The following is a 22,443-nucleotide window of genomic DNA, read 5'->3' on the forward strand; positions in this document are numbered from 1 at the left end:
TAAATAGAAGCTGACTTTTATCAGGACTCTCGCTCAGGGATTGCTGCGTCGCAAGCTTCGGCATCTCCGGTCCAGTTAGACGCCACTACACGGCCTTCCTGGTTATAACCCACCTGCACCCGACAGTGAACTTCTTTACGACCGCCAAACAGAGTAGTGCCAATGCTGCCAAAGAAGTTACCACCAAAGCCACCCACTCCGACCCGCATAGAGGGCTTATTTTTGATATCTCTGGTATTCCATTCCGCATAAGTTAAATCATTAACTTGTTGCTCACCTGTTGGTAGTCCCCAGGTTTGAATAATCGTTTCAATATTTGCGCCTTGCCAGGCAGTTAGCTTGCTATCAACTTCTGCAGGTTGAACGGTACTACAGGCGGATAAACTTAACATGGCAAATCCTGCCAATACGAGTGAAGTTTGCTTATTCATATACTGTCCTTAATGGTTCGCAGTGTTGGTTAATTTTTGCACGTCACTAACAGTGATACTAGTAATAGTCTGAACTTTTGCTGAATTCGTGATACTTATGTAAAATTTTTACCTTAAGTTAGAATCTATTCATGGACTTCTATAGAATGTATCGCAGTCATTAATAATTTTGAAATCAAGAGGTTAACATGCAATTACCCGTGGACACAGAGCAGCTGACCAGTTTTGCTCAAAGCAGTTGGCAAGTGATGCTAGATTATGCACCTAAAGTGATATCAGCGCTGGTAGTGCTGGTCATTGGTTTGATCATTATTCGTATGATCGTCAATGCTGTTCGTAAAGGCTTTCAAAAGAAAAACTTCGATGTGACGTTGCAACGTTTCCTGGTTAGCTTGATAAGTATTTTGCTCAAAGCTGCGCTGGTCATCACTGTTATTGGTATGCTTGGCATACAAATGACGACCTTTGTAGCCATGTTAGGTGCAGCCGGTTTAGCGATTGGTTTGGCTCTGTCAGGAACCTTGCAGAACTTCGCCGGTGGTGTAATCCTTTTGATTTTACGTCCATACAGAGTGGGCGACTTTGTTGAAATGCAGGGGCACTCAGGAACAGTCAAAGAGATTCAGATTTTTAACACCATTTTGACTACTCCGGATAATAAAACCATTATTATCCCTAATTCACCAATTTCTACAGGCTCTATGATTAACTACAGCACGCAGCCGAAACGCCGTGTTGATTTCACCATTGGCATTGGCTATGACGATGATATTGATACTGCGCGTAATGTGATTCTTGCTGTTATTGATAAAGACGACCGCATTCATAAAGATCCCGAGCCATTTATAGCGGTATCTGCTCTAGCTGATAGCTCAGTTAATTTTGTATTAAGAGTTTGGGCTGATAGTGGCGATTACTGGGGCGTATATTTTGAAAACTTGGAAGCTATCAAAAAGGCGTTAGATGCCAATAACATCAGTATTCCCTATCCTCAGCGAGATGTGCACTTACATACTGTTGAAAAATAGACCATTTTTTGAATATCAAAGGCGTCTTAGGACGCCTTTTTTAATGCGATGAAGGTAATCTCATGGAAAAGAGGGTGCCAATAACGGCTAGAAACTGTACAATTAGCGCCCAATTTTTATCGGGTAGAGTTGTCTTTCTCTGCCGAAGTTTGTGATACGAGTCAGGTGGTTATGCAAGTACATTTAAGCGCGTTAGGGTGTCGATTGAATGAAGCGGAGCTTCAAAACTGGGCGAATTCTTTCCAGCGTTTGGGCTTGTCTTTGACCTCTGAGGTAGATGCTGCGGATTTGATTGTATTGAATACTTGCGCAGTAACTGCTGAGGCTGCCCGTAAATCTCGCCAAACAGTACGCCGTTTCCACCGCGCCAATCCACAAGCTCGTAAGGTTGTCACAGGTTGTTATGCTTCATTAGAACCTGAAGAAGTTGCTCAGATTATGGGTGTTGATCTGGTGGTTGTGAATGAAGACAAAGATGCCTTGGTAGAACAAGCTAAGCAACTTCTTGATATTCCTGCGATGCCAGAGTTTGCTACTGAGCCAGGCGAAAGTGCCTTATTTGCGCGTAATCGCGAGCGCGCCTTTATTAAAATTCAAGACGGCTGTCGCTATCGTTGCACCTACTGCATCGTGACAGTAGCGCGCGGTGAAGAGCGTAGTCGAACCATTCAAGATTTAGTAGATGAAGTGAATCAGTTGCACGCTGAAGGAGTGCAGGAAATTGTCCTAGCAGGTGTACACGTTGGTGGTTATGGCTCTGATATAGACTCAAGTTTATATGAATTAGTGGAAACCATATTGCGTGACACCGATATGCCACGCATTCGCTTTGCTTCGGTTGAGCCATGGGATTTAGGGGAGAACTTTTTTGAGTTGTTCGCTAACCCTCGATTAATGCCACACATGCACCTTCCCATTCAAAGTGGAGCCGACACCGTCTTAAGACGTATGTCTCGCCGTTGCAAAACCTCCTCTTTTAGCGAGCTTGTGAACCAAGCAAAAACGCAGGTTGCAGGATTTAACGTGACTACCGATGTGATTGTCGGCTTCCCCGGCGAAACTGACGAAGAGTTTGAGTTAACCATGCAGTATATCGAAGAGGTAGGCTTCGGGCATATTCACATTTTTACCTATTCCGACCGTGAAGGGACCAAAGCTGCCCGACTACCGGGAAAAATCACTAAGGAGATCAAGAAAGAACGTAGCCATCGACTGCATGAATTAGCGGCTAGACTAAAAGTTGCAGAGTTAGAGCGTCAGGTGGGTTTAATCGTTCCAGTGCTTTGGGAGAGCTCTAATCAATACACCGAAGAGGGCAATCAACGCTACTTTGGCTATACGCCTAACTATCATAAAATTGCCACAGAAATTCCTCCAGGTTTGAGTCCTGAAAGAACCATTCTTAATACAAAAATAGAAAGTGTTGATGCTGAACATGGCTATTTGAATGGGCTAATTATTGATGAGATTCCTCGGCAGGAGTCGCCGGTTATTCAAGTTAGAACGATCGGGTAGATTGTGTGGTTAATGGCATGAAAAAAGGGCTGGTTTCAGCCCTTTTTTTGTATCTGTTATGCTTAATTATCTGCTGTTTCGGGTTCTTCGGGGTTCAAAAAACGCTCTGCTTCTTTATTGATGATTTCTAGTTCGGCCAGTAGTTCCCCGTGTAACTCTTCCAGTTTGTTGTATTGCTGTTTCTTCAGTCGGGTTTCATAAACATTGCTGAGGTGTTTGAGTTTTGGGGTTCCAACATAACAGCTTGCTCCGTGTAGTTTATGAACATGTTGCAAGAGTTGATCAAAGTCTTGGGATTGGTAAGCAGCATGGATATTGCGACCAGTTTCAAAGTTTGAATCTACCAACATTTTTAGCATATCGATTGCCAGCTGCTCATTGTTGTTGGCCAATTTTAAACTTAAACTCCAATCCAATGTTTGGTCCTGTTCTGCTTCGTCTAGCTTCCTTTCTTCCGGCTCGGTTGGAGTGAGGTCGGAAGCAGCTTGAGTCCATTTGAGCAACAAGTTAATTAAAGCCTGCTCGGAAACGGGTTTGGTCATGTAGTCATCCATTCCAGCTTCAAGTAGTTGCTCGCGTTCGCTGGCCATTGCATGTGCAGTTAAAGCTATGATTGGAGTATTCAGGTTTGTGCGATTGGCTCGGATTGTGCGGGTGGCTTCAAGTCCGTCCATTTCCGGCATCTGAATATCCATTAAGATAGCGTCGTAAACTTTGTTTTTACTGAGTGATACTGCCTGCATACCACTTTCAGCAGCATCAACTTTAATATTTAGATCCTGGAGCAGAGTAGTCACCAGGCGCAAATTCGCAGGGTTATCATCAACTGCTAATACATAAATATTTTTCAGTAAGCTGGCATCGCCAATTACAGTTGGAGCAGGCTCTTTACCAGAAGCAGCAAGTGGTGTTTTCAGTAGTTCAATCAATGAATTATACAATGCGCGATGGGTGACCGGTTTGGTCATGGCACGACTGACGCCAATCGAGTGCAGGTGTTCAAGGAAGTCAGCGTTTCCAGCCGTGCTAAAGGTAATGACCGGGCAAAGTAGCTGAGTTTGAGCCTTATTACAGATGTACTCAAGTTGTTGTTGGCGACGGCGGAAGCGCTGACCACCAATGACTATAAGCTCAATACTTTTGCCACTTTGGCTGTATAGATCAATTTCTGTCATCAGGTCATCAATCTTATCGAAAGAGCGCACCAACATGCTCCAGTCTTCAAGAATTTGAGTGATCGACAATCGGGTCGAAGGATGAGGGTCGAATACCAGCACTGATTTGTTGGCCAGGAATTCACCTGTCAGGCCATCTTCTGGAAGTGAGTCTGTACGCTCACATTGCAAAGTAAACCAGAAAGTTGAGCCATCGCCAGCAGTGCTGTTTACACCAATGTTACCACCCATCTTTTCAACCAGTGATTTAGAGATCACCAATCCCAGACCAGTGCCACCAAACTCGCGCTTAGTTGAACTGTCGGCCTGACTGAATGCTTTAAACAGGTTGCGCTGTTGTTCTTGAGTTAAGCCAATGCCAGAATCTTTAACCTGAACTTTAAGTTTAAGCCCTTTTTGATTTTCTGACTCAACTTCGGCATACAGCTCAACACTTCCGGATTTAGTAAACTTAATGGCGTTATTAACGAGATTGGTAATGATCTGTTTGATTCGAATTGGGTCGCCCAGCAAAGCTTTGGGAACATCGGAGTAAATAAGCGAAACTAGCTCAATGCCTTTCTTATTGGCGTTGGGTCCTAACATCCTGAATATGTCATCAACACACTCACGAAGGTCAAAGGGGTAACGTTCAAAGGACATTTTACCGGCTTCAATTTTTGAGTAATCGAGAATGTCATCAATAATTGATAATAAGCTGGTGGCAGAGCGTTTAATATCAAACAGGAAGTCTTTTTGTTTATTGTTTAGTTCGGTTTTCAACAGCAGTTCAGTGAAGCCAATAACGCCATTCATTGGGGTGCGGATTTCATGGCTCATATTGGCCAAAAATTCAGTCTTGATACGACTGGCTTCTAGCGCCTGGCGACGTGCAATGTCCAGCTCGAGGTTATTTACTTCTAGGGTTTCTAAGGTTTCACGCAAATCTTCGGTTGCCTGGTCAACAGCCAATTGCATTTCTTCCTGATTGTGCTCCATATTCTCAGCCATCAGGTTGATACCTTCTTGCAGAGTTAATAGTTCAGCACTGGCTTCAGATTCAAGTCGAGTATCAAGGTGACCGTCTTTGATACGGTTAATCCCTTCGACCATCTTTTCAATTGGAGTCGTGACACTCATCGACATTCTGCGGGCGAGGAAGCCACCAATTAAGAGTCCAATGATGGTAATGAATAGGGTGGTTAAAATAGTGTTGTAACGACTAATGGCAGAGAACTCGTTGGTCATCATCACTGCAACATAACCTAACAGTTGGGCGTTGGCCTGGCTGTAATTCTGCCAGGACTCATAATTTTCTGGGAACTTGGAAATGATCGGGGCATAGAACAGTTTGCCATGTTCACTGTCAGAGGTGCGGGCAAATCGCATTAAGTTATTAGAAGAGCCGGATCTAGCAAGAGAGTAGGGATTGTCAAAACTCATTTCACTAAGCATTTCAGCGGAACCGACTGATGCTAGTACACGATTGTTTTGGTCATAAATGGCCACTGCCATTAAGTCTTTGTCATTATCGCGTGCTGCTTGCGCCATTTCAGCCAGATTCTTCTCATCCAGGGTGATCAGGCCGTACTCACTGGCCAGGGCCAGGTGAGTAGCGATGGTCTTTCCGCGAGCGGATAGGGAATATTTACTGTCGTTGATGTGATTGCTTATGAAGAGAGTTCCTAACAACAGGGCAACCAAAATAGTTGGCGTTAACGCCAACGTCATGATCCGTTTACTTATTCCCCACTCTTTCATCTATTGTTCCATCTCGTGATATACATTTTCTAATGTTTCGATCTGACCAATTAACTCACCTAAAGTCAATTCTGAAAAACCGAGTAACTTGGCAATCCGACGATTAGCATCTAACACGAACTTATCTGGATATTGATATCGCTCTTTAACTTGATTCTTCTCGATCTGATAAATTAAATCAGCCGTTTGCTCGCCTATTGTATAGGGCTTGCTAAATAATGCCAGCATCGCGCCTTCCTGCAACATATTCTGCGAGTTTCCTATCACTATCAATCGGTGGCGAAAGCTATTGACCAGCAGGGATTTTCGCGAGCGACCAGGCGGATAAATCCTATCAGTATCATGCAGCATAATACGGCAACAGCTGATCAATTGATTAATGGCATCCAGCGTTTTTAATTGCGGATTAACCACTAGTGGTTTGTAGGGTAAATTAAAGAAGCGAGATAATTGCTGGTAGCGTGTCTTCAGGTAGCTATTTTGGTCACTAAAAAAGGATGCCGTTTGTGCTTGATAAATGTTAAGGCTCTTAATTAAGGCAAAATAACGAACGAGTGGTTGTTCATGCGTTATGGCATAAAACCCATCATGCGGATTTTGGCGTAGTATTTCGATGCTATCCGCTGTATTCATCAGAGCAATAATCGGACGATCTGTTTGTACACTCATAACTCGGTCTAGGGCTTCCTGCCCAACAGTAATAATATAATCCGCCTCTGTATTACTTATGTAGCTCGCCCAATTAGGTTGCTTTTGCCAGAACAGCAGATTTTGCTTGAGTCCAATATCGTATTTATCAAGCAGGTTTTGCTTAAGGCTAAACAGTAGTTCTTGCTCTTGTGGGCTTGAGTAAGGGCCTAAAACATCCACTGAAATGACCTTGCGTGTAGGGTGTTCAGCCACAGCAAACGGCCCGAGCAATAGCAGGCCTATAATCAATGACACTGTGTAGAACCACGGCATGTCTTTCAAAGGTGATTTCTCCAAGCTTTTTCTGGCAAAGTCGTTATAATGTGGGGCTTTCGTTGCATAATCTACCTTGCCCTATGGATATAGGCAAGTAAAGGCCTTAGGCTCCTAATCCCGAGGTCAGAGAATGGCCAGACTAAGGCTAAATAAATAGATAGGCATTATGAATATATTTGTATTTGATATTGAAACGATTCCCGACATTGAAACAGGTCGTTTACTCAATGAGTTTGAGGGCTTGTCCGATGAAGATGTGGTCACTGCCATGGAGCATTTGCGCTATCAGCAAACCGGCAATACCTTCCAGCCTTTGTACTTGCAAAAAGTGGTTGCGATTTCAGCAGTATTTCGTCATGGCGATAAGCTAACGGTCTGGTCTCTGGGCGACGAGCAGGCGGATGAGAAAGAAATCATTCAACGCTTTTTCGATGGAATTGACCGTTTCACGCCAACCATCGTTTCATGGAACGGCTCAGGCTTCGATCTACCGGTTTTGCACTATCGCGCCATGAAACATAATATCGCCGCGCCAAAATACTGGGATACTGGCGAAATGGACAGTCAGTTCAAGTGGAACAACTATATTAGCCGTTACCATAGCCGCCATCTGGATTTAATGGATGTGATTGCCAGCTATAATCCACGCGCCAACGCACCCCTCGATAAAATCGCCAGCATGCTGGGCTATCCCGGCAAAATGGGCATGAGCGGCGCCAAAGTGTGGGAAACCTTCCATCAGGGCAATCTCAAGGCGATCCGCGATTACTGCGAAACTGATGTTCTCAATACTTATCTGGTGTATCTGCGCTTTGAAGTGATGCGCGGTAATTTAAGCCAGCAAGATCTGGAAGCAGAAGAGCAAAAGTTAAAAGAGTATTTAACCAGCGAAGACCAACCACACTTTAATGAATTCCTCGAAGCCTGGTCATAAGCCAGGCTTTTATATTTACCTATGGTCAACAGCACCGTATTTATCAATCTAATTGAGAGTTAATCATGGCAAGAAGACGTCGTAGAAAGCCGTTACCGACCGAACCCGTCAATGCAACCATACATGCGTTCTCGCACGAAGGCCGCGGGATTTGTAGTGTAGAAGGCAAAACGGTTTTTGTAGACAATGCCCTTAAGGGCGAAGAAGTGTCTTTTCAATACACCGAAAAGCGGGGCAAATTTGACGAAGGCGTTGCCATTGAAATTTATAAAGCTTCAGAAGACCGCGTAACCCCACCTTGTGAACATGCTGATATCTGTGGCGGCTGCAGCCTGCAACACATGAGTAATTCGGCGCAAATAGCGCATAAGCAAAATGTATTGGTTGAGCAGTTAGATCATTTCGGTGGTCATTCCTACAAAACAGACGATTATGAGCTGGTTGAACCGCTTCAGGCAGACGTACTTGGCTATCGTCGTAAAGCACGCTTAGGCGTTAAATTTGTACCCAAGAAAGGTGGTGCACTAGTGGGCTTTCGTGAAAAACGTAGCAGCTTCTTAGCCACTATCGATTCCTGTGTGGTGCTCGACCCGCGTGTGGGTCAATTAATCACGCCACTGAAAAATATGATCAGTGAACTCGACAGCAATGACAAAACTGCACAGCTTGAAGTCGCCATGGGTGATGACCAGGTGGCATTGGTTGTTCGTCATCTGGTGCCATTAACCGAAAAAGATCAAAACCTCTGGATCGAATTCGGTAAAGAGCATGGCCTCTATATTTATCTGCAACCCAAAGGTCCAGATACGGTTCACCTATTGTATGGGCCAGACACTCGCGACTGGCTGTCCTATCGACTCGAAGACTATGATGTGGAAATGTTGTTCCACCCCATGGACTTCACTCAGGTTAACGACAGCATCAACTCGAAAATGGTTAAACGCGCTATCGAGTGGTTAGAGCCAAAAGCAGACGACCGAATTCTAGATTTGTTCTGTGGCCTGGGAAACTTCACCATCCCGTTAGCGACTCAAGTGCAAAACGTGGTTGGCGTTGAAGGCAGCGAAGCCATGGTCAAAAGAGGGCAAATGAACGCCAAACACAACGGCCTCAGTAACGTAGAGTTCTATGCCACCAACCTACAAGATGACTTCACCCAGGAAGAATGGGCGCAACAAGGCTTCAATAAAATCCTCATCGACCCACCAAGAAGTGGTGCATTAGATGTGGTGCAAAACATCACCCGCTTTAACCCAGAGCGAATCGTCTATGTATCCTGTAACCCAGCAACACTAGCGCGCGATGCCGGTGAGTTAAAAGAGAAGGGTTATAAGTTGGTGAAGGCAGGGGTTATGGATATGTTTCCGCATACATCCCATACAGAATCCATCGCCCTATTTGAAAGGGGCTAAAATAACTTTATGCTTTGTTAGAGAGTTGCTCAAGATGCTCAATGACCTACTAGGTCACCTCCGCTCTTTCGCAACTCTTTGCCGCGAACTTAAGCATTTTAGTTCTTTCTTGCCTGTAAAGTTAATGGTAAATGTTCAGCTAAAACTTTTGTAATATCTCTATTATCTTGTCACCCCGTGGTTTAACCACGGGGTCCAGTGACTTTAATCAAAAGTTGGGATTTATTCCTTATACTAATTTTAAAACAACTACCAATATATTTTGTCGCAGTTTAGATAGTATTCATAGTTATCGAAGTCAAACTGGAATTCGTCGATAAAAATCACTGAATTCTCGGGTGTAATTTTAAAACTATGGTTGCCAGGGTGTTCTGCTGATAAGCCAAGGCCTATTTTAATTTTATTTCTGGTCATTTTCTTGAGAAGTATTTCGTCATCAACAAACTCATCGCCTTTTTTCACTACATCTATATAAAAATCGCACTTATCCATTAGGTACATTGGCTCTATCTCTTCAACGAATAACCCTATTGTATGGACCTTGTCCTGTACCTCGGCAGATAATTCGTTACATAACACATACATGTAAAAGTCAAAGCCAAATCTTAAACTAAATTTATTATTGATTTCTAATCTACAAGACAGAAAGTGCCTCAAGTTCATTCTTATAATAGTTTCTATTTCGGATAGCCCAACAGACTTATCCTCATACACTTCAACTTCCAAAAACTCATCCTCTCTAAGCCATGCATTATCACTTCGCGATAATGACCACTTTGTATAGCTATTATCAAGATCGACAACTCTTAGATGGTTAATCGATAAAGATTTAAGAACTTCAAGAATAGATAGGACATATTTCTCTTCAATTACAAAAAAGTCTGACTTTGTGGCTTTGACTCCATTAAAAGCTTTTCCTATTTGCTCAGGCTCAGTCCATTCGTCAATCAGAAAATGACCGTGTTCATTTCTATTTATAGGGTTATATTTAGTAATTCTGTAATCACGCATATTGAGCTTGGCTTCCTAATATTTTTATGAGGTAAGAGTTTAGTTTATTTGTTTTTACCCTTCACCCCAATGTCGCATCTAGATACATCATCAGGCCAAAGCCAATCAGTAGTGCGAAAGTCGCACGGCTGGCGAATTCTCCGCGGTGGGTTTCGGGGATGATTTCGTTGCTGATGATGAATAGCATAGCTCCTGCAGCGAAGGCGAGTGAGAAGGGTAGGAAGATGCCTGAGAAGGTTGAGGCGAGGGTGCCAATAAAACCGCCGATGGGTTCGGCAAGTCCTGTGACAAAGGCGATGAAGAAGCTGGTGTGTTTCGTGTAGCCGACGGATAGGAGTGATAGGGCGACGGCGAGTCCTTCGGGGATATTTTGTATGCCGATCCCAATGGCGAGGTTGTAGCCATTGTTAATATCTTCGCCGGCGAACCCTACGCCAACGGCCATTCCTTCTGGAAAGTTGTGTAGTGTGATGGCGATGATAAACAACCAGATGCGGCTTAGTTTTTCAGTGTCGGGGCCTTCATGACCGGCCTGAAAGTGTTCATGGGGAACGTATTGGTGAATCAAGTATAGGGCTATTGCGCCACACATAATGGCGAAAACCACCCAGGCGACCGCATAGTCTTTGCTGGAAAAATGGATTTCACCATAATTAATTGCAGGGATGATCAGTGAAAATATGGAGGCTGCCAGCATGATCCCTGCTGCAAAACTGAGCATGGAGTCTTCAACCTTCGGTGAGAGTGTCCGCACAAAGTAAACGCCTATAGCACCTACCGCGGTCATCATTCCCGCTATGAGGCTTGCTATGACTCCAGTTATGATTATATCCATTGTTTTGCCAGTTCTTATTTGTTGCCACTAAATTAACACAAGATTGGGCCTGGCTGAATTATTCCGGGAGCCAGTAAAAACCATCACACTTGCTTACACCCTGATGACTTTTTCTCCCTTCCAATAAAAACTAATACTGCTAATATAGCTCTTCACCATATTGTTCGTAACATGAAGGTTTAAAAACAAGGACATAACTAGAATCTGCTATGAAACGTAAAGATCACGATATATTTGAGCTGGTTGAGAGTTCTCAGTTTTCGTTTGAGCAATGGCTTGAGTTGAATCAGCTGACCCTTGACGGTAAGCCGAAGTCTAAGATGGCTAAGGCGGTGACGATGGCTGAGCAGAATGTATCGGTGACTCCTGTTTTAAAGCTCAATACGTTAGCTGCTGGTCTTGAACTGGCTGAGGTGTTGACGCATTTCAATGCGGACCCAGATACTTTGACTGCGGCGATTTTATTGCCGTCTGTGATTGCCGGTTCAGTCAAAATTGAGACTATTAAGGATAAAGTAGGCTCCACCATTGCTGGTCTTGTGGAAGGTGCTGGCCAGATGGAGGCTATGCGTAGTTTGCAACAGGAAACCGGGGCTGAGAATGACCAGCAGCAGGTAGAAAGTCTGCGTAAGATGCTGCTTGGAATGGTCAATGATGCGCGAGTAGTATTGTTAAAGCTGGCTGACCGGGTCGTCTCTCTTCGTCATATCAAAGATACTAATCGTGAAACGCAGCTGACCTTTGCTCGGGAAACTAAAAACATTTTTGCACCACTGGCCAATCGCTTGGGTATTGGTCAGCTTAAGTGGGAACTGGAGGATTTGTCTTTCCGTTATCTTGAGCCAGAAGCTTATTTATCGATAGCCAAAAACTTAAAAGAAAAACGGGTTGATCGCGAACGCTATATTGATGATGTCACTCAGTTGCTTGAGGAAAAACTTAAAGAAGAGAATATCAAAGGCGAAGTCAGTGGTCGTGTAAAACATATTTACAGCATCTGGAAGAAAATGACTCGAAAGAAGGTTGGCTTTGAGGAAATTTATGATGTGCGTGCGGTAAGAATTCTGGTTGAGCGCGTGCAGGACTGTTATGGCGCTCTCGGTATTGTGCATGGCGAATGGCAGCATATTCCGAAAGAGTTTGATGATTATGTTGCAACTCCAAAAGAAAATGGCTATCGCTCAATTCATACTGCGGTAGTTGGGCCTGAAGGTAAAATTTTAGAGATTCAGATTCGTACTTTCCAGATGCATGAGGAATCGGAAAAAGGCATTGCTGCGCACTGGGCTTATAAAGAAGGCGCCAATTTAGCTAAAGTGGGTGTGGACGATAAGATTGCCTGGATGCGTCAACTGTTAGAGTGGCAAAGTGAACTGGCGGACGTTAATGCCGATGAGTTGATGCATGAGTTCCAGAGTTCGGTGTCAGAAGATCGTGTGTTTGTATTTACGCCACAAGGAAAGGTGATCGATTTACCGGCAGGCAGCACGCCCATCGATTTTGCTTATCGCATTCATAGTTCGATAGGTCATCGATGCGTTGGCGCTAAAATTAATGGACGAATCGTACCATTAACCTATCAGGTGCAGACCGGCGAAGTGATTGACATCATGACGCAAAAAGAAGAGTCGCCCAGTCGCGACTGGTTGATCCCACACAATGGCTATATCAATAGCAGTCGTACACGACATAAAATTCAGCAGTTTTTTAACAAGCTGGATCAAGAAGATAATGCCAATGCGGGCCGTCTACTTTTGGAAAAAGAATTAGCGCGTAATCACTTGGCCAATGTGCCGCATCAAGAGCTGGCTCAAAAATTGCATTTAGCCAGTGATGTGGAAATGTACACTAAGATCGGCACAGGCAATATGGGTATTACGCAGGCTATCAATCGTGCTAAAGAGTTGCTTGAAGCAAAGCAACCGCAACGTGACATCAAGCCGGTTCTGCGCAAGAAATCAAAGCGTAAATCTTTCAGTGATGTGTCGGTGTCAGGGGTTGGTGACTTGCTGACCAGTATTGCCAAATGCTGTAAACCGGTGCCGGGTGAAGACATTATTGGTTATGTCACTCAAGGCCGCGGCATTGTGATTCACCTGAAAGACTGTACTCACGCCAAGAAAGCGCTGCGTGACAAACCTGAGCGAATTATTCCGGTCCAGTGGGAGGCTGAATCAACCAATGCTTATGCGGTGGATTTAGTGATCACCGCCATGGACCGAAAAAGCTTGCTCAAAGATATCACAACAATTCTTGCCAATGAGAACGCTGGTGTAACTGACTTATCCACCAGCAAGCGTGGAGAGCAGGTTCAGATCAACATCGAAGTTGAGCTATCACAGCTTGAAGATTTGCAGCGTGTCATTACACTGCTCAAGCAACTGCCCAATATTTTCAAAGTCGAACGCCGACGTGGATAAGCTATAACTATGAGTGATCCCCAAGTTTTAACTTCATTACCGCAGACCCACCGTTTAATGACCATTATGCAGGCTCTGCGTGATCCGATCTCAGGCTGCCCCTGGGATCGCAAGCAAACTTATGAAACCATTGTTCCCTACACGCTTGAAGAAGCCTACGAAGTAGCAGATGCCATTGAACGTGGTGACTTTGAGGAGCTTCATGGTGAATTGGGCGACTTGCTGTTTCAGGTCATCTTTTATGCCCAGATTGGACAAGAAGAGGGGCGCTTTGATTTTGAGTCGATTGCTGAAAAAGTGTCTAACAAGCTTGTTAGTCGTCACCCACACGTTTTTGGTGATAAAGACTTCTCAACCGATGAAGAATTAAAAAAGCACTGGGAACAACAGAAGCATCGTGAGCGCCAGGGAAAAGATGAGTCCAATACCAGTTTACTGGATGATCTCCCCAAACACTTTCCGGCTTTGTCACTGGCCCAGAAAATGCAAAAGCGTGTTGGTCGGCATGGTTTCGACTGGCCTGAAGTTAGTGGAGTGATTGAAAAAGTCGAAGAAGAAATAGCGGAACTCAAGCAAGCTATCGCCAATAATGACCAACAAAACATCGAAGAAGAGATTGGTGACCTGTTATTTTCCTGCGTGAACCTATCGCGCCACCTTAAAGTCGATGCCGAAGCCGCGCTACGCAAAAGCTCGCGTAAATTTGAAGGGCGCTTTAGAAAGCTCGAAGACTATTTGGCTAAGCAGGATTTAACTGTGGATAGCGCCACTCTGGAACAGCTGGACGAGGGGTGGCGACAGATAAAGTGAGCTTCACCACACTTGATCATTCAGCTGTTTTTCTATGTATCCATTATTGATAGCTTAATAAATGCTTGCTAATATCACTGGGATTTTAATAAACCAAAAGGAAGAAAAATGGATATAAGACAACTAAGTAGTAGTTTGTACTCAGCTAAAGGCTGGATGAAGTTGACAGCAGTATTGTTGTTCGTTCAGGGGGTTTTTACAGCATTGAGTATTATTGGCATAGTCGTGGCTTGGCTGCCTATTTGGATGGGGGTTCTTTTATTCCAGGCTGCTGGCGCAATTGAAAGAGCTTATAACTCAGAAGATGAAATGGCATTGGCAGAGTCTTTAGGAAAGCTTAAGACTTACTTCATTATTATGGGTGTTCTTTCTTTGATTGCTGTTATATTTGTTGTGCTTGCATTTATGCTTGGATTCTTGGGTGCCATTACAAGCAATATGGCATTCTAATAACTAGCTTGGCAATATCGAGCCTCGACCAGTGTTACTGCTCGGGGCTTTTTTAATATTACCTACTAAAGCCTGTGATACTCTATTTATTGCCCTTAGCGTTAAATCCATTTTTATTTCTTTGCTAATACCCTATCCAGATGATTGGCAAAATTCATACGATCAGTTTGACCGAGCGGAGGAGGTCCTCCGGTGTGAATGCCACTTGAGCGCATAGTGTCCATAAAGTCGCGCATATTCAGTCGCCCTCGTATATTTTCCTTTGTGAATAGCTCGCCGCGAGGACTTAACGCCTGGCAGCCTTTGTCGATGACTTCCGCTGCTAATGGAATATCCGACGTGATGACCAGATCGCCTGCTTCAGCACGTTGCACAATTTCATCATCAGCCACATCAAAACCGGAACTGACTTGAATCGCCTTAAGATAAGGCGAGGGTGGCGTGCGAATAAACTGGTTGGCAACCAGTGTTAAGGGTGTCTTGGTGCGCTCTGCTGCGCGAAACAGGATGTCTTTGATGACTACAGGGCAGGCATCTGCATCAACCCAGATTTTCATTTGGTGTCTCGATAATCACTATAAAAGATGCTTCATTTTATATCAGTTCCCCGAAGATTACTGCAGAAGTCTACGTTTCACTTTTTTATTGGTACCAGTTATTTTACAAAAACTCCTCGCCAATGCTCCGACCTTTTTGATATACTGCCTTCCCGTCTTGAGACCCTTTCTTCTCATCGACATTTGGCCGAGCTCCTTGGCCGATTTTAAGTGTGTCAGAATTCGAAAAGCTACGATATATAAGGCCTTCAGGCCGATTTTTGCATTGGCAAAATTTATATATTGTTGTTTATGGTGTTTTTGAGCAGAGCTAGCTGCTCGCAATTATTTAAGTTGGGTTAGGCTTATGACCAAGTACGTATTTGTTACCGGTGGTGTTGTTTCTTCTTTGGGTAAGGGTATTGCGGCTGCTTCGATTGCTGCATTGTTGGAGTCGCGTGGTCTGAAAGTGACCATGTTGAAACTGGACCCTTATATTAACGTTGACCCCGGCACTATGAGCCCATTCCAGCACGGTGAAGTGTTTGTGACTGAAGATGGCGCCGAAACCGACATGGATTTAGGCCATTATGAGCGTTTTGTGCGTACTCGCATGCACCAGCGCAACAACTTTACGACTGGCCGCGTTTATTCCGACGTCTTGAAAAAAGAACGTCGCGGCGATTATCTGGGCGGTACCGTTCAAGTTATTCCTCATATCACTGACGAAATTAAGCATAAAATCATCGAAGGCGCCAAAGGTGCTGATATTGCGATGGTTGAGATCGGCGGTACTGTGGGTGACATCGAGTCATTGCCTTTTATGGAAGCGATTCGTCAGTTACGTTTTGAAGTGGGTAAGGAAAATGCCATGTTTGTGCATCTGACCTTATTGCCTTATATCGCCACCGCCGGTGAACTGAAAACCAAGCCAACTCAGCACTCAGTAAAAGAATTACGTTCGATTGGTATTCAACCAGATATGCTGATTTGTCGTTCTGATCGCTCCATTCCAGCCAGTGAGCGCGGTAAGATTGCCTTGTTCACAAACGTTAAAGAGCGCGCGGTAATTTCTCTGCAAGACGTCGACAGCATTTACCGCATCCCTGCGATTTTATTGAATCAGCATGTTGATGACTTCATATGTGAACGTTTTGAAATTAAAGCTCCAGAAGCCAATTTATCGGAATGGGAAGAAGTTCTATACCGCGAAGCCAACCCAAAAGGTGAGGTTAATATTGCCATGGTTGGTAAGTACATGGATCTGACCGAAGCCTACAAGTCCCTGACCGAAGCTTTAAAGCACGCTGGTTTGCATACTCGCCAATCAGTAAAAATTCATTATATTGACTCCCAGGATATTGAAAAGAAAGGCACTGTCTTGCTGAAAGACATGGATGCCATCTTGATTCCGGGCGGGTTCGGTGAGCGTGGTGTTGAAGGGAAAATTGCTACTGCACAGTATGCTCGTGAAAATAAAATTCCTTACCTAGGTATCTGCTTAGGTATGCAGGTGGCTGTAATTGAGTATGCACGCCATAAAGCGGGCATGGAAAATGCTAACAGCTCAGAGTTTAATCCTGAAAGCCCACATCCTGTCATTGGTTTAATTACTGAATGGATTAATCGCGATGGCTCTAAAGAAGAGCGAGCGGATGATTCAGATTTGGGCGGCACTATGCGTCTCGGCGCACAGCCAGCAGATATCAAGAAGGGAACTAAAGCCTTTGATATCTACCAAAGTGAAGTAATAAACGAGCGTCATCGCCACCGTTACGAAGTTAACAATAACTTACTGCCAAAGCTTGAAGAAGCTGGCCTTGTGGTATCATGTACCTCTACTGAAAAGCATTTGGTGGAGATGGTCGAACTGAAAGATCACCCTTGGTATGTGGCCTGTCAGTTCCACCCAGAATTCACTTCGACGCCTCGCGATGGACATCCTTTGTTCAGTGCATTCGTGAATGCGGCGAAAGATTGCCATGAGAAGAAGATCTCTGGTTAATCAAATAGTTACTAAGGTAAGACTAGTTATTAAGGTGAGAGTATGAAACTACTGGATTGGGAAGTTGGTCTGGATAAACCGTTTTTCTTGATTTGTGGCCCCTGTGTTATTGAAAGCGAACAATTGGCGATTGATACTGCGGGCTTCATGAAGGAAATGACTGACAGACTGGGTATTCCCTATATTTACAAGTCGTCGTTTGATAAGGCGAACCGCTCTTCCAGTAAAAGTTTCCGTGGGCCTGGTTTGGAAGAAGGTTTGCGCATTCTGCAAAAAGTTAAAGATCAGGTGGGTGTTCCGGTCTTAACCGATGTCCACGAAGACACTCCGATGCAAGAAGTGGCAGATGTGGTTGATGTGATGCAAACACCAGCGTTTCTGTGCCGCCAGACTAACTTTATTCGTAAAGTGTGTGAGCCAGGAATTCCAGTTAACATCAAAAAAGGTCAGTTCTTGTCGCCATGGGATATGAAAAACGTGGTTGATAAGGCGCGCGAAACCGGTAATCAGAACATTATGGTCTGCGAGCGCGGTGTTTCCTTTGGTTACAATAATTTAGTATCGGATATGCGGTCGCTATCGATTATGCGCGAAACGGGTTGTCCCATCGTTTATGACGCGACCCATTCTGCGCAGCTGCCGGGTGGCCAAGGTTCAACATCAGGTGGTTTGCGTGATGTGATTCCAGTATTGGCGCGAGCAGCAATTGCCGCTGGTGTTTCCGGTGTATTCATGGAATCACACCCGAATCCTGAAGTGGCTAAGTGCGATGGTCCTAACTCTTTCCCTATGTACCGCATCGAAGAAATGCTGCGTGTCATGAAGGAACTGGATGATGTGGTCAAAAAGGCCGGCTACATTGAGGACTCGATCCACGAGTTTGGTAAGGGCGACTTGCTCTAAGTTTTTAACACTCCTGTTCTCAGGAGTGTTTTTTTATGTCTTTTCTATTTTTTTAGATATTAGTTTGGATGCTTATTCAAACCGGGTTTTGGTTGAAACAATTTAAGAGGGTATTGGCTTGAAAATTACAGACATCATCGGTCGCGAAGTACTGGACTCACGCGGCAATCCAACAGTTGAAGCAGAAGTGGTGTTAGAAAATGGCGTACGCGCTATGGCATGTTCACCATCAGGTGCATCAACCGGGTCACGCGAAGCATTGGAATTGCGTGATGGTGATCAATCTCGTTATCTGGGCAAGGGCGTATTGAAAGCCGTTGGCCACGTTAACAATGAAATCAAGTCAGCCTTAGTCGGCAAAGACGCTACTGATCAAGCAGCAATTGACCAAATCATGCTTGATTTAGATGGCACCGAAAATAAAGAAAAACTAGGCGCCAATTCAATTCTTGCAGTGTCTTTAGCAAACGCTAAAGCAGCCGCACAAGCATTGGGTAAGCCTTTGTATGAACACATCAATCGCGATGGTAAATTTTCCATGCCAGTACCGATGATGAATATCATTAATGGTGGTGAGCATGCTGATAATAACGTTGATATTCAAGAGTTTATGGTTATGCCAGTGGGCGCGCCGACATTCTCTGAAGCTTTACGTATGGGCGCTGAAATCTTCCATCACTTACGAAAAGTATTGCAAGAAAAAGGTTTGAACACTGCAGTGGGTGACGAAGGTGGTTTCGCACCAGATTTAGGCTCTAATGAAGAAGCGATTCAAGCCATTGTTGAAGCGGTTGATCGCGCTGGCTATACATTAGGTGATGACGTTGCTCTAGCCTTGGATATTGCTTCGAGTGAATTCTACAAAGACGGCAAATATCACTTATCTGGTGAAGGTAAGGTATTAAGCTCAGCTGAGTTTACCGATTATTTAGCAGACTGGGTTGAACGCTATCCCATCGTGTCTATCGAAGATGGTATGGATGAAAGTGACTGGGAAGGGTGGAAATTATTGACTGACAAGATCGGTAGCAAATGTCAGTTAGTTGGTGATGACTTGTTCGTTACTAATACTAAGATCTTGTCAAAAGGCATTGAGCAGGGCGTGGCTAACTCGATTTTGATCAAGGTAAACCAAATTGGTACCTTGACTGAAACTTTAGCGGCGATTGATATGGCGCACAAAGCAGGCTACACCGCTGTGATTTCTCACCGTTCAGGTGAAACTGAAGATACCACCATTGCGGATTTGGCGGTTGCTACCGCTGCTGGTCAGATAAAAACGGGTTCATTATGCCGCTCTGATCGTGTTGCCAAATACAATCAATTGTTGCGTATCGAGTCAGTTTTAGGTGAAAAAGCACCTTATCCTGGCAAGAAAGCCTTCAATTTTTAATCATTAGAGTCAACTGGGGCAAACAGCATATTGCTTTATTTGCCCCTTGTTTTCTGGCATTGTTACGATTATGAAATGGGTTGCCCTAACATTACTGGTCATTTTAACCAGTCTTCAGTACCGAATGTGGTTCGGGCAAACTTCTTTTCGTGAAATAAAGCAACAAGAAGCCAGAGCCGAATTAGTCAAATCCGAAAATGCTGAACTGGCGCTACGCAATCAAAAAATCCTCGCTGAAATTCATGACCTAAGAGAAGGCACCGACGCCATTGAAGAGCGTGCGCGATATCAATTAGGCATGATCAAAGAAGGCGAAACTTTCTTTCGCATTCTCGATTCGAGAGAGGGTTCTAGACAAGAGACTCGTCAAGGCTCTCCTCAAGAACAGCGTTAAGATAATCGTCAAGATTCTCCTAAGTAAATAATATGACTGAAAATAAAACGAAGATTTGGGCACTGATTCCAGCCGCAGGAATTGGCAGTCGCATGAAATCAGAACTACCAAAGCAGTATCTTGAAATCGACGGTAAAACCATTCTAGAGCATAGCCTATCCAGGTTTCTCGAACATCCTTCTATCGATAAAGTTGTTGTTGCCTTACATGCCAATGACAATTATTGGGTAAAACTTAAAATCGCCAACCACCCTAAAATCATTACCATTGAAGGTGGTGCGACTCGAGCAGAGTCAGTACTTAATGGTTTAAAAGCGATTCAGCAGCAACACGGACAAGATGATTGGGTGATGGTGCACGATGCAGCCAGGCCCTGCCTTGATAACGCTAGCATTGATGCGTTAATACAAGCCGGTAAAGATTCAGCGCACGGCGCCATTCTCGCCTACCCATCGGTCGATACTGTCAAACTGGCAAACGCCAATCAAACGATAGATAAAACAATCAACCGTGAACAGATCTGGCTGGCCCAAACTCCACAATACTTCCCAGTCAATGCTTTGGCAGAGGCCATTGAAGCAGGTTTTAAGCAAGGTATAACCATAACCGATGAAGCTTCCGCTATTGAAGCACAAGGTATGCACCCAGCTTTAGTCATAGGAACTCGCAAAAATATTAAAGTCACCGAGCCGGAAGACATGATGTTAGCATCGGTTTGGCTGGTAACTTAAAACTTGTAGGGGCAATTCATGAATTGCCCGTACGAAAGATATGCTATCGGATGGAGATATGCTTATCCGAACTACGGTGCTGATTTTAAGTTCACGTTTAAGCAAAGATCATCCTCTGTAGAATAGGTGTCAAAGTCTATCCCACAAGAAATGCAGGCTTGCTCCAATAACCCCCCTTAGATTGAGCTGAGTAGTAGCCAAGACATAGCAATTCAAATCTTGGATGATTTGAATAGTAAAATTCGGGCCAGGGATGGAACGTATTTTACGGTGCGTTAAGTGGCTTGGCGGAGACGAAGGAAGTTGAGCAAAGCGAGACCTCAATCTCGGGGCGCGTTTCTTTTTGCCTCCTTTTTCTTACGCGAATAAGAAAAAGGAGGTCGCTGAGAAGCGAAACACTCAATAAACCCTATAGTTTGTAACCCCCTGCAAATAACCATCAGTTCCACTATTAAATAGTAATGACGCTGTTGACTCTAATCACTGAATAGGTTTTAATCAGCCTCATGAATACAGTAATGACGCAAATTCACCACCATCACCACCATTCAGACCGATTGGCGGTGTTGCTTTATGTGTGAAATTTACTGTTAAGAATTTCTAAAAGCCCCGCCAACCAGCGGGGCTTTTTTTATGCCTACAATTTTTGAAACTGATAAATAAACTGATTAACTGAGATAAAAAGATGTTTTTAAACAAGAGCTTACATCATCACCATCATCATACACTGCGCGAGCGACGGTGGTGGTGCTTATGTTTAAGGCTTTTTTAAGATTCAGTTAAACAGCTAAGACACCCAGGTTTAGAAACCCCGTTGCTCCGAAAGGTCAACGGGGTTTTTTATTGGCTTTAATAAATGATGATTTTGAAACTTTAAAATTTTTAAACTTTAGGAGAAATGACATGGCTTTAAAAATGGTAATCCCAAAAGGGAAGTTGTATGACAAGGTTGCTGAGTTGCTTTCGGATATTGGTTTGACATTGGTTGGTGACAGTCGTAATTATCGCCCTCAGTTATTTGGCTGTGATATCGAAGTTAAGTTGCTGAAAAGTCAGAATATTCCAGAAATGGTGGCGCTAGGGCAACACGATATTGGTTTTGCGGGGATGGATTGGGTTCTGGAGCAGGAGGCTGATGTTGAGGTGCTTGAAGATTTAGGTTTTAACCCGGTCAGACTAGTGTCCTGTATTCCTGAGGAGTGGGATTGGAACGAGGTGCAGCAACGTAAAATCATTGTCGCTTCGGAGTATAAGAAAATCTCCGCTAAATATCTGGATAAATTAGGCGTCAAATACCAACTGCTTCGTGCCTATGGTGCGACTGAAGTTTTCCCGCCTGAAGATGCTGACATGGTCATCGACAATACCAGCACCGGTTCGACTATTCGCGCCAATCGATTGAAGATTGTAGATACGGTAATGGAGAGTTCAACACAGCTTATCGCTAATAAGGACATTATGAATGATCCCGCAAAGCGTCAACAGATTGACGACCTTTTGCTTTTGATGCGCGGTGTCCTTAATGGTCGTAAGCGTGTGTTACTGGAAATGAACTGTTCAGAAGAAAGCATCGATAGAGTTGTCGATTTGTTGCCTGCAATGCGAGCTCCAACCGTCAGCCAACTGTATAACGCCGATGGATTTGCTATTAAAGCAGCGATTGAACGCAAGCTGATTAAAGACTTATTACCAAAACTCATTACTGCGGGGGCGACCGATATCCTGGAAACGCCAATCCGCAAAGTGCTTTAACT

19 protein-coding genes are annotated in these 22,443 nt (G+C 44.2%); 13 read left to right on the forward strand and 6 right to left on the reverse strand.

The features are described 5' to 3' along the window. Nucleotides 1-20: 20 nt before the first annotated feature. Complete coding sequence (locus KKOR_RS04190) at nt 21-431, reverse strand: hypothetical protein (RefSeq protein WP_012800770.1); 411 nt, start codon at nt 429-431, stop codon at nt 21-23. A gap of 188 nt (nt 432-619) precedes the next feature. On the opposite strand from KKOR_RS04190, the gene KKOR_RS04195 reads away from it, so the two are divergent. Together KKOR_RS04195 and mtaB are read left to right on the forward strand one after the other, a co-directional pair. Further along, complete coding sequence (locus tag KKOR_RS04195) at nt 620-1,459, forward strand: mechanosensitive ion channel family protein (RefSeq protein ID WP_012800771.1); 840 nt, start codon at nt 620-622, stop codon at nt 1,457-1,459. 171 nt (nt 1,460-1,630) lie between these two features. Beyond that, nucleotides 1,631-2,974, forward strand: coding sequence for a tRNA (N(6)-L-threonylcarbamoyladenosine(37)-C(2))-methylthiotransferase MtaB (gene mtaB / locus KKOR_RS04200; RefSeq protein ID WP_012800772.1), 1,344 nt, complete (start codon nt 1,631-1,633; stop codon nt 2,972-2,974). A 62-nt stretch (nt 2,975-3,036) separates the two neighbouring features. Here mtaB and barA read toward each other — a convergent pair whose 3' ends face one another. Both barA and KKOR_RS04210 read right to left on the reverse strand, forming a co-directional pair. After that, entirely contained in the window at nt 3,037-5,889 is a 2,853-nt protein-coding gene (gene barA / locus KKOR_RS04205; protein WP_012800773.1) for a two-component sensor histidine kinase BarA, read from the reverse strand. Next, on the reverse strand, nt 5,890-6,876 hold the full coding sequence (locus KKOR_RS04210; RefSeq protein WP_228638763.1) for a type 1 periplasmic-binding domain-containing protein: 987 nt from the start codon (nt 6,874-6,876) through the stop codon (nt 5,890-5,892). Between the two features lie 145 nt (nt 6,877-7,021). Here KKOR_RS04210 and KKOR_RS04215 point away from each other — a divergent pair, with 145 nt between their 5' ends. Together KKOR_RS04215 and rlmD are read left to right on the forward strand one after the other, a co-directional pair. Continuing rightward, complete coding sequence (locus tag KKOR_RS04215; protein ID WP_012800775.1) at nt 7,022-7,789, forward strand: 3'-5' exonuclease; 768 nt, start codon at nt 7,022-7,024, stop codon at nt 7,787-7,789. Between the two features lie 65 nt (nt 7,790-7,854). Continuing rightward, nucleotides 7,855-9,201 (forward strand): 23S rRNA (uracil(1939)-C(5))-methyltransferase RlmD, encoded by a 1,347-nt coding sequence (gene rlmD, locus KKOR_RS04220; RefSeq protein ID WP_012800776.1) that lies wholly within the window; start codon nt 7,855-7,857, stop codon nt 9,199-9,201. A gap of 249 nt (nt 9,202-9,450) precedes the next feature. Here the strand turns inward: rlmD and KKOR_RS04225 are convergent, their stop codons facing one another. Together KKOR_RS04225 and KKOR_RS04230 are read right to left on the reverse strand one after the other, a co-directional pair. After that, a complete protein-coding gene (locus tag KKOR_RS04225) occupies nt 9,451-10,212 on the reverse strand; it encodes a hypothetical protein (RefSeq protein ID WP_012800777.1) in 762 nt (253 codons plus the stop codon). Between the two features lie 61 nt (nt 10,213-10,273). Next, nucleotides 10,274-11,002, reverse strand: a complete 729-nt coding sequence (locus KKOR_RS04230) for a ZIP family metal transporter (RefSeq protein WP_012800778.1) — start codon at nt 11,000-11,002, stop codon at nt 10,274-10,276. 254 nt (nt 11,003-11,256) lie between these two features. On the opposite strand from KKOR_RS04230, the gene relA reads away from it, so the two are divergent. The 3 genes from relA (at nt 11,257) to KKOR_RS04245 (ending at nt 14,727) form a co-directional block, all read left to right on the forward strand. Then, nucleotides 11,257-13,467, forward strand: a complete 2,211-nt coding sequence (relA, locus tag KKOR_RS04235) for a GTP diphosphokinase (protein ID WP_012800779.1) — start codon at nt 11,257-11,259, stop codon at nt 13,465-13,467. Between the two features lie 9 nt (nt 13,468-13,476). Further along, nucleotides 13,477-14,277: a nucleoside triphosphate pyrophosphohydrolase gene (gene mazG, locus KKOR_RS04240; protein WP_012800780.1), complete on the forward strand. Its 801-nt coding sequence runs from the start codon at nt 13,477-13,479 to the stop codon at nt 14,275-14,277. A gap of 108 nt (nt 14,278-14,385) precedes the next feature. Continuing rightward, the gene (locus tag KKOR_RS04245) at nt 14,386-14,727 is read left to right on the forward strand and encodes a DUF5362 family protein (protein WP_012800781.1); all 342 of its coding nucleotides are present in this window, start codon (nt 14,386-14,388) and stop codon (nt 14,725-14,727) included. Nucleotides 14,728-14,840: 113 nt separating this feature from the next. Here KKOR_RS04245 and KKOR_RS04250 read toward each other — a convergent pair whose 3' ends face one another. After that, nucleotides 14,841-15,284 carry a YaiI/YqxD family protein gene (locus KKOR_RS04250; RefSeq protein WP_012800782.1) on the reverse strand — a complete coding sequence of 148 codons (444 nt, stop codon included), beginning with the start codon at nt 15,282-15,284 and terminating at the stop codon, nt 14,841-14,843. 346 nt (nt 15,285-15,630) lie between these two features. Between KKOR_RS04250 and KKOR_RS04260 the strand changes: the two genes are divergently transcribed. The 6 genes from KKOR_RS04260 to hisG all read left to right on the forward strand — a co-directional run bounded on the left by KKOR_RS04260 (nt 15,631) and on the right by hisG (nt 22,441). After that, nucleotides 15,631-17,268 carry a CTP synthase gene (locus KKOR_RS04260; protein ID WP_012800783.1) on the forward strand — a complete coding sequence of 546 codons (1,638 nt, stop codon included), beginning with the start codon at nt 15,631-15,633 and terminating at the stop codon, nt 17,266-17,268. 42 nt (nt 17,269-17,310) lie between these two features. Beyond that, the gene (gene kdsA, locus KKOR_RS04265) at nt 17,311-18,171 is read left to right on the forward strand and encodes a 3-deoxy-8-phosphooctulonate synthase (protein ID WP_012800784.1); all 861 of its coding nucleotides are present in this window, start codon (nt 17,311-17,313) and stop codon (nt 18,169-18,171) included. Nucleotides 18,172-18,289: 118 nt separating this feature from the next. Beyond that, a complete protein-coding gene (gene eno, locus KKOR_RS04270) occupies nt 18,290-19,564 on the forward strand; it encodes a phosphopyruvate hydratase (RefSeq protein ID WP_012800785.1) in 1,275 nt (424 codons plus the stop codon). Nucleotides 19,565-19,634: 70 nt separating this feature from the next. After that, nucleotides 19,635-19,958: a cell division protein FtsB gene (ftsB, locus tag KKOR_RS04275; RefSeq protein WP_012800786.1), complete on the forward strand. Its 324-nt coding sequence runs from the start codon at nt 19,635-19,637 to the stop codon at nt 19,956-19,958. A gap of 32 nt (nt 19,959-19,990) precedes the next feature. Further along, nucleotides 19,991-20,689, forward strand: a complete 699-nt coding sequence (gene ispD / locus KKOR_RS04280) for a 2-C-methyl-D-erythritol 4-phosphate cytidylyltransferase (protein ID WP_012800787.1) — start codon at nt 19,991-19,993, stop codon at nt 20,687-20,689. A 903-nt stretch (nt 20,690-21,592) separates the two neighbouring features. Further along, nucleotides 21,593-22,441 carry an ATP phosphoribosyltransferase gene (gene hisG / locus KKOR_RS04285; RefSeq protein WP_012800788.1) on the forward strand — a complete coding sequence of 283 codons (849 nt, stop codon included), beginning with the start codon at nt 21,593-21,595 and terminating at the stop codon, nt 22,439-22,441. Nucleotides 22,442-22,443 lie beyond the last annotated feature (2 nt).

The organism is Kangiella koreensis DSM 16069, from assembly GCF_000024085.1.
In the GTDB taxonomy this organism is placed as follows: Bacteria; Pseudomonadota; Gammaproteobacteria; order Enterobacterales; family Kangiellaceae; genus Kangiella; species Kangiella koreensis.

What these genes read in the sequence shown, in the direction of transcription:
- KKOR_RS04190 (WP_012800770.1), bottom strand. Translation starts at nt 431, where the DNA reads ATGAATAAGCAAACTTCACTCGTATTGGCAGGATTTGCCATGTTAAGT.
- KKOR_RS04195 (WP_012800771.1), top strand. Translation starts at nt 620, where the DNA reads ATGCAATTACCCGTGGACACAGAGCAGCTGACCAGTTTTGCTCAAAGC.
- mtaB (WP_012800772.1), top strand. Translation starts at nt 1,631, where the DNA reads ATGCAAGTACATTTAAGCGCGTTAGGGTGTCGATTGAATGAAGCGGAG.
- barA (WP_012800773.1), bottom strand. Translation starts at nt 5,889, where the DNA reads ATGAAAGAGTGGGGAATAAGTAAACGGATCATGACGTTGGCGTTAACG.
- KKOR_RS04215 (WP_012800775.1), top strand. Translation starts at nt 7,022, where the DNA reads ATGAATATATTTGTATTTGATATTGAAACGATTCCCGACATTGAAACA.
- rlmD (WP_012800776.1), top strand. Translation starts at nt 7,855, where the DNA reads ATGGCAAGAAGACGTCGTAGAAAGCCGTTACCGACCGAACCCGTCAAT.
- KKOR_RS04225 (WP_012800777.1), bottom strand. Translation starts at nt 10,212, where the DNA reads ATGCGTGATTACAGAATTACTAAATATAACCCTATAAATAGAAATGAA.
- KKOR_RS04230 (WP_012800778.1), bottom strand. Translation starts at nt 11,002, where the DNA reads ATGATGACCGCGGTAGGTGCTATAGGCGTTTACTTTGTGCGGACACTC.
- relA (WP_012800779.1), top strand. Translation starts at nt 11,257, where the DNA reads ATGAAACGTAAAGATCACGATATATTTGAGCTGGTTGAGAGTTCTCAG.
- mazG (WP_012800780.1), top strand. Translation starts at nt 13,477, where the DNA reads ATGAGTGATCCCCAAGTTTTAACTTCATTACCGCAGACCCACCGTTTA.
- KKOR_RS04245 (WP_012800781.1), top strand. Translation starts at nt 14,386, where the DNA reads ATGGATATAAGACAACTAAGTAGTAGTTTGTACTCAGCTAAAGGCTGG.
- KKOR_RS04250 (WP_012800782.1), bottom strand. Translation starts at nt 15,284, where the DNA reads ATGAAAATCTGGGTTGATGCAGATGCCTGCCCTGTAGTCATCAAAGAC.
- KKOR_RS04260 (WP_012800783.1), top strand. Translation starts at nt 15,631, where the DNA reads ATGACCAAGTACGTATTTGTTACCGGTGGTGTTGTTTCTTCTTTGGGT.
- kdsA (WP_012800784.1), top strand. Translation starts at nt 17,311, where the DNA reads ATGAAACTACTGGATTGGGAAGTTGGTCTGGATAAACCGTTTTTCTTG.
- ftsB (WP_012800786.1), top strand. Translation starts at nt 19,635, where the DNA reads ATGAAATGGGTTGCCCTAACATTACTGGTCATTTTAACCAGTCTTCAG.
- ispD (WP_012800787.1), top strand. Translation starts at nt 19,991, where the DNA reads ATGACTGAAAATAAAACGAAGATTTGGGCACTGATTCCAGCCGCAGGA.
- hisG (WP_012800788.1), top strand. Translation starts at nt 21,593, where the DNA reads ATGGCTTTAAAAATGGTAATCCCAAAAGGGAAGTTGTATGACAAGGTT.